This is a genomic window from Streptomyces sp. NPDC051567, from assembly GCF_044454165.1.
In the GTDB taxonomy this organism is placed as follows: domain Bacteria; phylum Actinomycetota; class Actinomycetes; order Streptomycetales; family Streptomycetaceae; genus Streptomyces.
The window spans coordinates 23,942-37,401 of sequence record NZ_JBITDK010000001.1; the positions used below are offsets into that span (position 1 = coordinate 23,942).

General features: G+C 71.9%; 10 protein-coding genes. 3 read left to right on the forward strand and 7 right to left on the reverse strand.

From position 1 onward, the window contains the following. The first annotated feature begins 98 nt into the window (after nucleotides 1-98). Nucleotides 99-1,793, forward strand: coding sequence for an LCP family protein (locus ACIA5F_RS00100; protein WP_399347410.1), 1,695 nt, complete (start codon nucleotides 99-101; stop codon nucleotides 1,791-1,793). Between the two features lie 141 nt (nucleotides 1,794-1,934). Here the strand turns inward: ACIA5F_RS00100 and ACIA5F_RS00105 are convergent, their stop codons facing one another. Next, nucleotides 1,935-2,960 (reverse strand): glycosyltransferase family 2 protein, encoded by a 1,026-nt coding sequence (locus ACIA5F_RS00105; protein WP_399347412.1) that lies wholly within the window; start codon nucleotides 2,958-2,960, stop codon nucleotides 1,935-1,937. A gap of 275 nt (nucleotides 2,961-3,235) precedes the next feature. Here ACIA5F_RS00105 and ACIA5F_RS00110 point away from each other — a divergent pair, with 275 nt between their 5' ends. Then, a complete protein-coding gene (locus tag ACIA5F_RS00110) occupies nucleotides 3,236-4,627 on the forward strand; it encodes an LCP family protein (protein WP_399347414.1) in 1,392 nt (463 codons plus the stop codon). Nucleotides 4,628-4,646: 19 nt separating this feature from the next. On the opposite strand, the gene ACIA5F_RS00115 is transcribed toward ACIA5F_RS00110, so the two are convergent. From ACIA5F_RS00115 to ACIA5F_RS00125, 3 genes are all read right to left on the reverse strand, one after another. Further along, nucleotides 4,647-6,161 (reverse strand): glycosyltransferase family 39 protein, encoded by a 1,515-nt coding sequence (locus ACIA5F_RS00115; protein ID WP_399347416.1) that lies wholly within the window; start codon nucleotides 6,159-6,161, stop codon nucleotides 4,647-4,649. Between the two features lie 129 nt (nucleotides 6,162-6,290). Continuing rightward, on the reverse strand, nucleotides 6,291-7,469 hold the full coding sequence (locus ACIA5F_RS00120) for an acyltransferase family protein (RefSeq protein ID WP_399347418.1): 1,179 nt from the start codon (nucleotides 7,467-7,469) through the stop codon (nucleotides 6,291-6,293). A gap of 154 nt (nucleotides 7,470-7,623) precedes the next feature. After that, a complete protein-coding gene (locus tag ACIA5F_RS00125) occupies nucleotides 7,624-8,160 on the reverse strand; it encodes an acyl-CoA thioesterase (RefSeq protein WP_399347420.1) in 537 nt (178 codons plus the stop codon). Nucleotides 8,161-8,265: 105 nt separating this feature from the next. Between ACIA5F_RS00125 and ACIA5F_RS00130 the strand changes: the two genes are divergently transcribed. After that, entirely contained in the window at nucleotides 8,266-9,642 is a 1,377-nt protein-coding gene (locus tag ACIA5F_RS00130) for an LCP family protein (RefSeq protein WP_399347422.1), read from the forward strand. Between the two features lie 185 nt (nucleotides 9,643-9,827). On the opposite strand, the gene ACIA5F_RS00135 is transcribed toward ACIA5F_RS00130, so the two are convergent. The 3 genes from ACIA5F_RS00135 to ACIA5F_RS00145 form a co-directional block, all read right to left on the reverse strand. Continuing rightward, the gene (locus tag ACIA5F_RS00135; RefSeq protein ID WP_399347424.1) at nucleotides 9,828-10,637 is read right to left on the reverse strand and encodes a polyprenol monophosphomannose synthase; all 810 of its coding nucleotides are present in this window, start codon (nucleotides 10,635-10,637) and stop codon (nucleotides 9,828-9,830) included. A gap of 48 nt (nucleotides 10,638-10,685) precedes the next feature. After that, entirely contained in the window at nucleotides 10,686-11,768 is a 1,083-nt protein-coding gene (locus ACIA5F_RS00140; RefSeq protein WP_399347425.1) for a sugar phosphate nucleotidyltransferase, read from the reverse strand. 276 nt (nucleotides 11,769-12,044) lie between these two features. Continuing rightward, nucleotides 12,045-13,217, reverse strand: a complete 1,173-nt coding sequence (locus ACIA5F_RS00145; RefSeq protein WP_399347427.1) for an acyl-CoA dehydrogenase family protein — start codon at nucleotides 13,215-13,217, stop codon at nucleotides 12,045-12,047. Between the last annotated feature and the right edge of the window lie 243 nt (nucleotides 13,218-13,460).

Genomic DNA, 13,460 nt, shown 5'->3' on the forward strand with positions numbered 1-13,460 from the left:
CGAGCACGGGGTGGCGGCCGGAAGGTGCTCCGGTGACGGGCCGCAGCCGGTAGGACCGGCACCACAACAGAACGAGCAGGATCGTGAGGGGGGTACGCGTGAGACAGAGCAGCGTGCGAGGGGAGGGGTCGCCCGTCCAGGACGCCGGGGGCATACCCGGCGGCCCGGACGCGTCGGGCGCCGTGCCCCCACCGCGGGACGGCTCCGGGCCGGGCCGCCGTCCCTCCGGCGGGCCGCCCAAGCGTCAGGGCCGCCGGCGCGTGCTGCGCTGGGTCGCCTGCGTCCTGTCCCTGCTCATACTCGCGACGGCGGCGGCCGGCTACCTGTACTACCGCCACCTGGACGGCAACCTCCGCAGCGGCCAGCGGCTCAGCGGCCGGAGCGACGTCCCCCGCACCGAGGTGAACGCCGCGGGCCAGCGCCCGCTGAACATCCTGATGATCGGCTCGGACAGCCGTGACAAGCCGGAGAACCTGGAACTCGGCGGCAGCCGCGACAGCGTCGGGGCGGCGCCGCTGGCGGACGTGCAGATGCTCCTGCACGTCTCCGCCGACCGGAAGAACGCCTCGGTCATCAGCATCCCGCGTGACACCCGTGTCGACGTCCCCGAGTGCAAGGACCCCCTGACCGGGGAGAAGTTCAAGGCGACGAACACCGTGATCAACCAGACGCTCGGGCGCGGGGGTCCCGGCTGCACCCTGGCCACCTGGGAGAAGCTCACCAACGTCTACATCGACCACTGGATGACGGTCGACTTCTCCGGCGTCGTGCACATGGCCGACGCGATCGGCGGCGTCGAGGTCTGCGTCAAGGACAACGTCTGGGACCGGCCGCTCCCCCTGGTCTCCGGCGGCTCCGGCCTCAAGCTCCAGGCGGGCAAGAGCAAGGTCAAGGGCGAGCAGGCGCTCCAGTGGCTGCGGACCCGGCACGCCTTCAGCAGCGACCTGGGCCGGGCGCAGGCCCAGCACATGTACATGAACTCGATGATCCGCGAGCTGAAGGGGCAGAACGCGTTCACCGACGTCGCCCGGCTCACGGGGCTGGCCGAGGCCGCGACCCGGGCGCTGGTGGTGTCCGAGGAGATCGGGACGGTCAAGAAGCTCTACGACCTGGCCCTCCAGCTCAAGGACGTCCCTGTCAACCGCATCACGATGACGACGATGCCGACGCTGCCCGACCCCCAGAACCCGAAGAACTGGCTGGTCGCCGACCGGGAGGACGCCGCCCAGCTGTGGACGATGGTCCGCAAGGACGTCCCCTTCGACAAGAACGGCGCGCCCGCGGCCCCGGAGGGGCAGCAGCCGGGCGCCCAGCCCTCGCAGCAGCCGGGCGGGCAGCCGGGCCAGACGCCGTCGAAGCCGCCGGTGACCTCGCCGGACAAGGTGGCCGTGCACGTGGTCAACGGCACCGGGGCCGGCACCGGGGCCAGCAAGGCCCCGGCGCCCCGGCGCCCCGCGGAGGTCGTGGGGCAGCTCGTCGCCAAGGGGTTCACCTCGGCGAAGGCGGAGACCGCCCCCACCCCGGAGAAGACGACGGTCGTCCGCTACGCGACCCCGGAGCAGGAGGCCGACGCGCAGAGCGTCGCGGCGGCGCTGGGGATTCCGGCGAGCTCGGTGCAGCGGTCGGCCGGGGTCCACCGGATCACGCTGGTGATCGGCGCGGACTGGCGCGAGGCCGGTCCCTACCCGCAGCAGCCGGCCCCCGAGGCCGGGGCGCTCCCGGAGACGGCCGGAGCGCTCAACGGGTCCGACAGCGAGGCCTGCATGGACGTGTACAAGCCGTACCGCTGGTGACCTGACGGGCTCCCCGCAGACACGGACGGGCACGGACGCGGGCACGGACGCGAAGGGCGCCCCGGTCCTCGGTGGACCGGGGCGCCCTCCTGCGTGCGCGCGGGTGTCTGCGGGTGTGCGGACGGCTGCGCGCGGGTGCTGTCAGACCTCCGCGGCGTCGCGGCGGACCGAGGGGCGGCGGCTCGCGATGACCTTCCGCGCGAGCGCGCGCGGGCTGGTCAGGAAGCCGAAACCCCAGGACATGTGCATGGTGGCGAGGGCGAGGGGAATCTGCGCGCGGGCCTTCGGCCCGAGCCCCTTGCCCGCCGGGACGGAGCCCGCGGTGATCGCCGCGAGGTAGCCGGCCGGGACGGCGAGCGCCCACGGGGTGACGGTGACGCCCACGACCAGGCCCGTCACGATCGCGCAGACGGCGGCCGGCGGGGCCAGGTAGCGCAGGTTGATGGAGCCGGAGTGGTAGCGGGCCACCACGTGCCGCCACCGCCCGTAGTCCTTGTACTGCTTGGCCAGGGCCCGTACGGAGGGCCTCGGCCGGTACTGGACCGTGAGCTCCGGCGAGAACCAGATGAGGCCGCCCGCCTCGCGGATGCGGAAGTTCAGCTCCCAGTCCTGGGCGCGGACGAACTCCTCGTTGTAGCCGCCCTGCTGCTCCAGCGCCTCGCGGCGGAAGACCCCCAGGTAGACGGTGTCGGCGGGGCCGGCCCGGCCGCCGGTGTGGAAGGCGGCGTTGCCGACGCCGATCTTCGAGGTCATCGCGGCGGCGACGGCCTGTTCCCAGGCGTTCTCGCCCTCGGCGTGCATGATGCCGCCGACGTTCTGCGCGCCGGTCTCGTCGAGGAGGCGGACGGCGGTGGCGATGTAGTGCGGCGAGAGCATGCCGTGGCCGTCGACGCGGACGACGACCGGGTGACGGGAGGCCTTGATCGCGGCGTTGAGGGCGGCCGGGGTGCGGCCGGAGGGGTTCGGGACGGTGTGGACGCGGGAGTCCTCCCGGGCGAGCTCGGCGGCGATCTCGTCGGTGCGGTCCGTGGACGGCCCGAGCGCGATCACCACCTCCAGCTCGCCGGCGTACTCCTGTCCGAGGATGTGGTGCACGGATTCGCGCAGATGGCGTTCCTCGTTGAGCACCGGCATGATCACCGAGACTGCGGGCTGCTGGGCGGGCATGTCGTCCTTCGAAGTCGGGTATCGGTTGTCACGTTACCGCGTACGGGGGAAACGGGTGCGCGCCGAACGAGCGGTACGGACAGAGGCTGATCGTATGGGCCTACTGTTCTGACGAATCGGCCGAACGTGTCCTTCAGCCCCCTGCGGAGGTGTCCACCGTGCCCCAGCCGCACCGTCCCGCCCGTCCCGCCGGGCCACCGGAGCCGCCCCGCCCGCGGGGTGGCGGCCCGGGGGGCGGTCCGGCCCGGCGCCGGGGCGAGCGGCCCCGGTGGGGGGTGCGGATCGCGGCCGGGGTGGCGGTGCTGGTCCTGGGCTCCGGGGCCGTGGGGCACGCGATGATGACCGGGCTGGACACCGGGATCGAGCGGGTGGACCCGTTCAAGGACATGAAGAACCGCCCGCAGGCCGGGCACGGGGTGAACTTCCTGCTGGTCGGCACCGACGGCCGGGAGAAGATCAGCGCCGACGAGAAGCGCGAGTACCGCCTCGGCGGGGCCCCCTGCCACTGCACCGACACGATCATGCTGGTGCACCTCTCGGCGGACCGGGAGCGGGCGAGCGTGATCAGCCTGCCCCGCGACAGCTACGCCGAGGTCCCGGCCCACCAGGACCTGGTCACCGGCAAGGCCCACAAGGCCCACGCGGTGAAGCTCAACGCGGCGTACGCGGAGGGCGGGCCCAACCTGACCGTGCGGACGGTCGAGAACATGACCCGCGTCAAGATCGACCACTATCTGGAGGTCGACTTCACCAGCTTCATGCGGACGGTCGACGCGGTCGGCGGCGTGGAGATCTGCACCGCCAAGGCCATGCACGACCCGTACACCGGCCTCGACCTGCTGCCCGGCACCCACCGGCTGACCGGCGGGCAGGCCCTGCAGTACGTCCGCTCGCGCCATGTGGACGGGGCCTCCGACCTGGGCCGGATGCAGCGTCAGCAGCGGTTCGTCGCCGCCCTGCTCCAGCAGGCGACGGGCGGCGGGATGCTGCTGAACCCGGTGAAGTTCAAGGAGGTCACCTCCACCCTGCTCGGCTCGGTCCGGGCCGACCGGGGCTTCGGCTCGGAGCAGATGATCGCGCTGGGGCAGGCGATGCGGGACTTCGCCCCGTCCTCCTCGGAGTTCGCCTCGGTGCCGGTCGGCGACCCCGCGTTCCAGGTCAAGGGCATCGGCTCCACCGTGAAGTGGGACGAGCCGAAGGCCGCGAAGCTCTTCGAGGCGCTGCGGGAGGACCGGCCGCTCACCCCGGCCCGCCCCGGCGGGCAGCCGGGCGGCCGGCCGGCCGGGCCCGCCGCCGTCCCGGTGGACGTGCCCCCGCAGCAGGTCCGGGTCCAGGTGGAGAACGGTACGAGGACCGACGGGCTGGGCGGCCAGGTCGACGCGGCGCTGCGCGCCACCGGCTTCGACACCACCCGGGCCCCGGGCAACGGCGCCAGCCGCGAGATCAGGCGCACGGTGATCACGTACGACCCGCGCTGGGACCGTTCGGCGCGGACGGTGTCGGCCGCGCTGCCGGGCAGCGAGCTGCGGGCGGTGGCGGGCCGGGGCCGCACGGTGCTGGTCACCGCGGGCGCCGACTACCGCAAGGTGGTGCCGGTCCGCGCACAGGACCCGTACCAGGGCCAGCACGGGGTGGTCACCGGGGACCAGGTGGTGTGCGGGAAGTGACGCGGCCGCGCGCGGCCGGTCAGCGGGTGCGTTCGGCCAGGGAGACCTGGAGGCCGCGCACGTTCTTGGTCTCGACCACCTTGTAGTGGGCCGACAGCGCCGCGGCCTGCTCCTCGGGGAGCTTGTGGTACGGGTTCTTCGTGCCGCTCCAGGTGACCACCCACACCCGCTCGGTGGTGCCGAGGCACTGGACGGGCTGTTCGCACTCCACCGGGAAGAGGTCGTCGCCGGCGACCGCCGAGCGCTGCGCGAACACGTCGCGGAGCTTGACCCGCTCGGGCAGGAAGTACTCGACCTGGAAGTCGATCATGAATACCCGGTCGGCTCCCCGGACGGGCACGAAGCCGTCGCCGGGCCGGTAGCCCTGGGCGATGACCTCGGCCGCGGCCTCGCCGTCGGTGCCGACCCGGACCATCTCCGTACGAAGCTGACGCTGGTCGGGAAGGCCGAGGACGATCAGCGCGGCCAGCCCGGCCACCCCCGCCGGCCGGGGCCGCAGCGCGGCGAGCCCGGCACCGGCCAGCAGCGCCCAGGCGGGCAGCGTGAAGAGCAGGTAGCGGTCCATGAAGTAGGAGGTGGTGCCCTGCGAGACGATCCAGGCGGCCCCGATCGGGACGGCGGCGACGAGCAGCAGCTCCACCGCGGGACGCCGGGCCCGGTTCCAGGCGAGCGGCAGCAGGGCCGCCGTCGCGATGCCGAGCGCGACCACGGGGGAGCCGAAGAGGCTGTCCCACAGATCGGCGACGCTCCGCAGCTGCGGGGTCTTGATCCAGCTGATCTGCCGCCCCACCTGCCGCTGCCCCAGGAGCACCAGCGGAATCACCGGCACCAGGGCCACGGCGGTCGTCACCGCGAAGGAGACGACGGTGCGCCCGCGCCGGTCGCTCCACCAGCGCGCCACCACGATCAGCGCGTGCGGCAGCAGGAAGAGCAGGGAGACGATGTGGAACAGCCCGGCCGCCGCCACCGCGAGGGCGTACGGGGCCCAGCGCCGCGGGGTCGGCCGCTCCAGCGCCCGTACCAGCAGCCAGGTGGCGGCGGCGACGGCGAGGACGACGAAGGCGTACGAGCGGGCCTCCTGGCCGTACCGGGAGACGGCCGGCAGGAGCGCGAAGAGGAGACCGGAGAAGACGGCGGTACGGCGGTCGAAGAGCGTACGGGCCGTCAGGACGACGAAGGCCGCGGCGCCCGCCATGGCGAGCGCCGAGGGTATCCGGAGCATCGCCTCGGAGTCGCCGAAGACGGAGATCCAGCCGTGCAGCAGCAGGTAGTAGAGGCCGGAGACGGCGTCCACCCGGCCCAGCATGCCGATCAGGTCGCCGGTCTCGCGCGAGGCCGCGTTCCAGCTCGCGAGCTCGTCGCGCCAGGGCTGGGCGCCGCCGATGCCCACACAGCTCACGGCGAAGGTCAGCAGGGCTGCCCAGAGCCAGTCGAAGCGGGCCGCGCGCGGTGTCCGCGCGCTGTCCCGGCGGGCCGCTCCGTCGTACTGGACGGCGCCGGTCCCGGCGGGCGCGGCCGTACTGCTGGTGGTCATCTGCTCGTAACCTTCCGGGTCCATCGGGTCAGTTGCGGGAGCGACCTCGGCGCATGGGGTTCCGGACCGAGTTCGACGTGTCAGGGTAGTTCAGGGCCCCCGGACGGCAACCAGCCGCCCGGCCCCTCCTCACCTGCGGCGGACCGGCGGGTCCAGCTTGGGCAGCGACAGGGTCCGGCTGTCCAGCATGCGCTTGAGCCAGGCCGACAAGGGGCGTTCGACGATCCGGTGGACCAGCCAGGACAGCAGCAGGATCGCGGCCAGGCACATCGCGAGCAGCGGGAAGGGCGTGATCCCGTGGTCGCGGCCCCAGCGGATCATCGCCCAGCCCATCTCCTGGTGGAGCAGGTAGACGGGGTAGGTCAGGGCGCCCGCCACCGTCAGCCACTTCCACTGGATGCGGTCGAAGACGCCCGTCGCGGCGGCCAGCATCACGAGGAAGAACACGGCCGAGAGCCCTGCGGTGACCTTCCAGGACAGGTCGAAGCCCACCTCGTGGCGGTAGGCGCCGAGGGTGTTGTGCATCCGGTTCTGCGCGAGGAGCCAGGAGAAGCCGATGACACCGAGCAGCATCGGGTTCATGCCGAACCGGTAGACCAGGTAGAGGGCCACGCCCGCGATGAAGTAGGGGGCGTCGTTCGGCAGGAAGAGCAGGTCCAGCAGGCCGATCTCCGTGTACGGGGTGATCACCGCGATGATCGTCCAGATCCCGCAGAAGGCCAGGACCCTGCGGTAGGTCAGCCCCATGACGGCGACGACGGCGAAGAGCAGGTAGAAGCGGAGCTCGACCCACAGGGTCCAGTAGACGCCGTCGACCTCGGGGACCCAGAGCGGCCGTTGCAGCATCGTGAGGTTGGTCAGCACGTCGCTGATGCTCAGGGGCTTGCGGCTGGGCCGGACCGTGACGGCGTAGTTCACCACCAGGGCGGTGGCGATGACCGCGAACCAGTAGGCCGGGTAGAGCCGGATCACCCGGGAGACGAAGTACTCCCGGGGGGAACGGCCCCAGCAGGACATGCAGATGACGAAGCCGCTGATCAGGAAGAAGAGCTGGACGCCCGTCCAGCCGTAGCTGGCGACGGCGTTGACGGTGGGCATCAGCGTCTTCGGTTTCTGCCCCCACACCTCCGGGTGCAGGTTGACCCCGGCCCAGTGGAAGCCGACCACGGAGAGCGCCGCGATCAGGCGCAGCCCGTCCAGGACGTAGAGACGGGGGCGGCGGGGGCCTCGCCCGCCACCGTCCCGGCGGTCGGGCTGCGGGGACGGGATGCCGTCACGCACGGGCAACGGCGGTATGACAGTCGACATGGTGGGGCACGACTCCGTGATGGGTCCGGTCCGGCGGTCTGACGTGCCGTCTGTCGGCATGCGCACCCGGACGTCGGACGTCACTTTACGTGCGGCCCCCTGGAGCGGTGCGGCCCGGAGCCCGATCAGTGATCTGAAACACGCGGGCGCGTGCTCACTCGTCGAACCCCTGTGCCGCCCGCTCCTCGCGCAGGGCCATGATCGCCTGGCGCCGGGCCAGCCGGTGGGTGCGGCGGATCTGGGCCTCCTGGTAACGCCGTTCGTCCTGTTCCGTCTCCGGGACGACGGGCGGCACCGTGCGGGGCTTGCCCTCGGCGTCGACCGCGGCGAAGACGAGGTAGGCGCTGCCGACCTGGGTGGCGGGGGTGGACTCGTTCCACCGCTCCGCGAGGACCCGTACGCCGATCTCCATGGAGGAGCGGCCGGTCCAGTTGCACTGGGCCTTCACGTGGACGAGGTCGCCGACGCGGACGGGGGCGAGGAAGGCCATCTCGTCCATCGAGGCGGTGACGGCGGGGCCGCCCGAGTGGCGTCCGGCGACGGCGCCCGCCGCGTCGTCCACCAGTTTCATGATCACGCCGCCGTGCACGGTGCCGAGGAGGTTGGTGTCGTTGGCCGTCATGATGTGGCTGAGGGTGGTCCGGGAGGCCGAGGTCGGCTTCTCCGGCGGCAGGCCCGGCGTCTTCGTCATACAAACACTCTAAAGCCGTCCCGGAGGCATCAGCTCTGCAACAGCACCGGTACGGTCCGCCACCCGGGCTGTCGCACGACACGCCCGGCCAGGCATCCTTGGCCCATGACTGACTGGCCAGCCGGCGGGACCGGCAACCGCGACGACCGCGGACGCCGAGATGACGGGTACGGACACGGGCACGGACACGGCTACGACGGCGCGCCGCCGCAGCCGGAGGGGGCGCGCCGGGCGCGCCCCCTCCAGCGGCAGCCCCAGCGCCCCCCGCAGCCCCCGCACCCGGCCCGTCCGGCGCCGCCCCCGCCCGCGTACGGGGTCCCGCAGCAGCCGGCGCGGGGCAACGACACCTACGGCGGCTACGACAGCGGCTACAACACCGGCCAGGTGTACGGCGCGCCCTCGGGCGGGCCGGGCGGCCACGGGGGTCCCGGCGGACCGGGCGGGCCGGGCGGCCACGGCGGGCCCGCCGGGCCCGGCCGTCCCGGACGCGCGCCCGGCCCCGCGCCGGACTGGCGCAGACGCATCAAGGTCGGCTCGATCGTGCTGGTCTCGGTGCTGCTGGTGACCACCGTCGCCACCTACTTCTGGGCCGACTCCCAGGTGCGTCGCGAGGTCGACCTCGCGAAGGTGATCGAGCGCCCGAAGGAAGGCGCCTGCACCACCTACCTGATCGTGGGCTCCGACAGCCGCGAGGGCATGTCCGCCGAGGAGAAGAAGAAGCTCCACACGGGCTCGGCCGAGGGCAAGCGGACCGACTCCATGATGATCCTGGCCAAGTGCTCCAGCGGGAACACCATGGTCTCGCTGCCCCGCGACTCGGAAGTGGAGATCCCCTCCTTCGTCGGCTCGCAGTCGGGCAAGAAGTACCCGGCCGCCGGCAAGCGGACCAAGCTCAACGCGGCGTACGCGGACGACGGCCCGGAACTGCTGGTGCGGACGGTGGAGTTCAACACCGGGCTGCGCATCGACCACTACGCGGAGATCGGCTTCGCCGGCTTCGCGAACATCGTGGACGCGCTGGGCGGCGTGGAACTCGACATCGACCAGGGCTTCAAGGACGAGAAGTCGGGCGCCGACTTCCGGGCGGGCCGCCAGACCCTCGACGGCGAGCAGTCGCTGGCCTACGTACGCACCCGGTACGCCTTCGCCGAGTCGGACCTCCAACGGACCAAGAACCAGCAGAAGTTCCTGGCGGCGCTGGCGAGCCAGGCGGCGACCCCGTCCACGATCGTCAACCCGTTCACGCTGTACCCGACGCTGGGCGCGGGGCTGGACACCCTGATCGTGGACAAGGACATGTCGCTGTGGGACATGGGGCAGATGTTCTTCGCGATGAAGGGCATCACCGGCGGTGACGGCGTCTCCATGAACATGCCGATCTCGGGCCAGCGCGGCGGCAACCTGGTCTGGGACAAGGCGAAGGTGCAGCAGCTGGTCAAGGAGATCCAGAACGACAAGAAGGTCACCGTCCGGGCCGAGTGAGCCACGGCCGGGCGCGGGGCCGGTACGACGGACCGGCGGACACGGTGGGTATGACGGAGAGGGGCACCCCCGCGGGGGTGCCCCTCTCCGTCATACCCACCGTGTCCGCCGCACCTGTCGCGGACGAATCCGGTACGTACCGGCCGCGGACGATCCGGTACGTACCGGACGGCGACCGGTGCGGGTCAGCGCTTGCCGGCGCGGGCGCGCAGCTTCCAGGGCATCGCGATGGACTCCAGCTGGACCGCGAGGTTCATCTTGGACTCGCCGACCGTGCGGTCCTCGAAGTGGATCGGGACCTCCATGACCTGGAAGTCGCGGCGCAGGGCCTTGAACTTCATCTCCACCTGGAAGCTGTAGCCCGCGCTGCCGACCGACGCCAGGTCGATCGCGCGCAGCGCCTCGGCGCTCCACAGGTTGAAGCCGCCCGTGATGTCACGGACGCGGGTGCCCAGGATGGTGCTCGCGTAGGCGTTGGCCCAGCGGGAGAGGAGCTTGCGGTGCGCGCCCCACGCGTCGGACAGGGTGCCGCCGGGCACGTACCGGCTGCCGACGACGAGACCGGCTCCGGTGGAGAGGGCGACGCCCAGCATCTCGGCGATCTTGCCCGCCGGGTGGGAGCCGTCCGCGTCCATCTGGAGCACGTACTCGGCGCCGTTCTCGACGGCCTGGGTCATGCCGGCCGCGTAGGCGCGGCCGAGGCCGTCCTTGGTGGTGCGGTGGAGCACGGACATGCGCGGGGCGCCGTCCTCGGTGAGGTAGCCCTGGGCGAGCTCCTCGGCGATGTTCCCGGTGCCGTCGGGCGACGAGTCGTCGACGACCAGCAGCCGCAGACCGGGGTGGTCCAGGCCCATGAGGAGCTCGGCCATGCCCGGCAGGTTGCCCGCCTCGTTGTACGTGGGCATGACCACGGTGAGCGGGGTGTGCGCCCAGGCGCCGGGGAGCTTCGTGGTCGCGATGTCGCTCGCGCGGGGAGTCTGCTGCTCGCCTATCACAGGGTTAAGCCTCACTGAAGTCGGTCGGTACGCGCGCCCCCGCCCGGATCACCGGTCCGAGGAGAAGCGGACTGAGGCGGAGGGCAGTTCGGCCCCGCACCACACCCGCACCCCTGCGCGAAGTTCGTTGTCAGCCCCTACGACGGCACCGTCACCGATGACCGCGCCGTCCAGCACAGTGCGCGGTCCCACCGAGGCTCCGGCGCCGATCAGGCTGGCGCTCACATGGGCGTCCGGGCCGATCGTCGCTCCGTCCAGCACGATGGTGCCCTGGACGACCGCGCCCGATGCGATCCGAGCACCAGCGCCCACAACGGTACCCCCCGACAGCTTGGCTCCGTCGTCCACCTGGGCACCCGGGAGGACGAGTGCCTCACCGCGGGGACCGGGGACGGCCGGGGAGGAGACGACACCGCGCACCAGATCGGCCGAAGCCTGGACAAAGGACTCCGGCTTGCCGAGGTCGAGCCAGTAGGTGTTCTCGGTGACGCCGTGCAACTTGGCCCCGGAGGCGAGGAGACCGGGGAAGGTCTCGCGCTCGACGGAGACGGGCCGGCCCGCCGGGATGGAGTCGATGACGCTGCGGCGGAAGACGTAGCAGCCGGCGTTGATCTGGTCCGTGATGATCTCTTCGGGGGTCTGCGGCTTCTCCGTGAAGGCCAGCACCCGCCCGTCGGGGTCGGTGGGGACCAGGCCGAAGGCGCGCGGGTCCTCGACCCGCACGAGGTGCAGGGAGACGTCGGCGTCGGCCGTGCGGTGGGACTCGACCAGACCGGCGATGTCCAGGCCCGTGAGGATGTCACCGTTGAAGACGAGGACCGGGGCGTTTGGCCCGCCGGTCAGGCGCTGCGCGGCGTTGCGGATGGCGCCGCCGGTACCCAGCGGCTCGTCCTCGACCACGTACTCCAGGGTGAGGCCGAAGTCCGACCCGTCGCCGAAGTAGGGCTCGAAGACCTCGGCGAGGTAGCAGGTGGCCATCACGATGTGCGTGACACCTGCGGCAGCGGCCCTGGCTATCTGGTGGGCGAGGAAGGGGACACCGGCGGCCGGGACCATCGGCTTGGGGGTGTTCACCGTCACGGGCCGCAGACGCGTCCCCTGCCCGCCGACCAGCAGGATCGCTTCCGTCATGTGCTTCTCCCCAACCGATTCGGGCGTACGAAGGTTCAAATTTAGCCCATCCGGGAACATGCCGGAGCCGTACGGATGGACACCACCGCCTCCGGCCCGGGGAGTTGACCACGGCGCCCCCACCCCATGACAGTCCGCCGGACCTGGTGGGTGACCGGGTCCGAGACCGGGTCCGCGCTTCGTGTGTCCGGGAGTTCAGGCGGTACGGCGGTGCCGGCCGCGCCCCGGGCGCCCTGCGCCGAAGGCGCCCCGGTGGTGACGGGTGGGGGCTCAGGGCTACGGGAGGTTTCTCGCCATGACGATGCGCTGGATCTGGTTGGTGCCTTCGTAGATCTGGGTGATCTTCGCGTCGCGCATCATGCGTTCCACCGGGTAGTCGCGGGTGTAGCCGTAGCCGCCGAGGAGCTGGACGGCGTCCGTGGTGACCTCCATCGCCACGTCGGAGGCGAAGCACTTGGCCGCGGCGCCGAAGAAGGTGAGCTGTTCCTTGTCGGCGCCGAGGGAGACGCGTTCCGAGCGGGCGGCGGCGGAGTAGGTGAGCTGGCGGGCGGCCTCGATCTTCATGGCCATGTCCGCGAGCATGAACTGCACGCCCTGGAAGTCGCCGATCGGCTTGCCGAACTGCTTGCGCTCCTGGACGTAGCCCTGGGCGTAGTCCAGGGCGCCCTGGGCGATGCCGAGGGCCTGGGCGGCGATCGTGACGCGGGTGTGGTCGAGGGTCTTCATCGCGGTGGCGAATCCGGTGCCCTCGGCGCCGATCATGCGGTCGGCGGGGATACGGACGTCGTCGAGGTAGACCTCGCGCGTCGGGGAGCCCTTGATGCCGAGCTTCTTCTCCGGGGCCCCGAAGGAGACGCCCTCGTCGCCCTTCTCCACGACGAAGGCGCTGATGCCCTTGGAGCGCTTCGTGGGGTCGGTGACGGCCATGACCGTGTAGTACTCGGAGACGCCCGCGTTGGTGATCCACCGCTTGACGCCGTCGAGGACCCAGAAGTCGCCGTCGCGCACGGCGCGGGTCTTCATGCCGGCGGCGTCGGAGCCCGCGTCCGGCTCGGAGAGCGCGTACGAGAACATCGCGTCGCCCTTGGCCAGCGGGCCCAGGTACCTGGCCTTGAGCTCCTCGGAGCCGGAGAGGATCACCGGGAGCGAGCCGAGCTTGTTGACGGCCGGGATGAGGGAGGAGGAGGCGCAGACGCGGGCCACCTCCTCGATCACGATCACGGTGGCGAGGGCGTCCGCGCCGGCGCCGCCGTAGGACTCGGGCACGTGGACGGCGTGCAGGTCGCTGGCGACGAGGGCGTCGAGGGCCTCCTGCGGGAAGCGGGACTCCTCGTCGACCGCGGCGGCGAACGGCAGGATCTTCGCCTCGGCGAGCGAGCGGACGGACTCGCGGAGCATCTCGTGCTCCTCGGCCGGGCGGTACAGGTCGAAGTCGGCAGAACCCGCCAAGATCTCTCACTCCCCAAGGTGGTGCGCGATGCTAACTACCGTTAAGTAACCCCAGCTTAGTGTCCGGCGTCCCGGCCGCGATATGAACGGCGCACGTGAGCTGCGTGACAGCGGCCGCGTGACGGCGGGAGCCGCCCGGAGGTCCCCCGAAGGCCCCCGGACGCCCCCGGGGCTTCCCGGGGAACCTCCCCGGGACGGGCCCGACTATGCTCGGTGGCCGCAACAGGCCCCGCACCGCCGGCC

Coding starts and splice junctions, on each gene's coding strand:
- ACIA5F_RS00105 (WP_399347412.1), bottom strand. CDS start 2,960: ATGCCCGCCCAGCAGCCCGCAGTCTCGGTGATCATGCCGGTGCTCAAC.
- ACIA5F_RS00115 (WP_399347416.1), bottom strand. CDS start 6,161: ATGACCACCAGCAGTACGGCCGCGCCCGCCGGGACCGGCGCCGTCCAG.
- ACIA5F_RS00120 (WP_399347418.1), bottom strand. CDS start 7,469: ATGTCGACTGTCATACCGCCGTTGCCCGTGCGTGACGGCATCCCGTCC.
- ACIA5F_RS00125 (WP_399347420.1), bottom strand. CDS start 8,160: ATGACGAAGACGCCGGGCCTGCCGCCGGAGAAGCCGACCTCGGCCTCC.
- ACIA5F_RS00130 (WP_399347422.1), top strand. CDS start 8,266: ATGACTGACTGGCCAGCCGGCGGGACCGGCAACCGCGACGACCGCGGA.
- ACIA5F_RS00140 (WP_399347425.1), bottom strand. CDS start 11,768: ATGACGGAAGCGATCCTGCTGGTCGGCGGGCAGGGGACGCGTCTGCGG.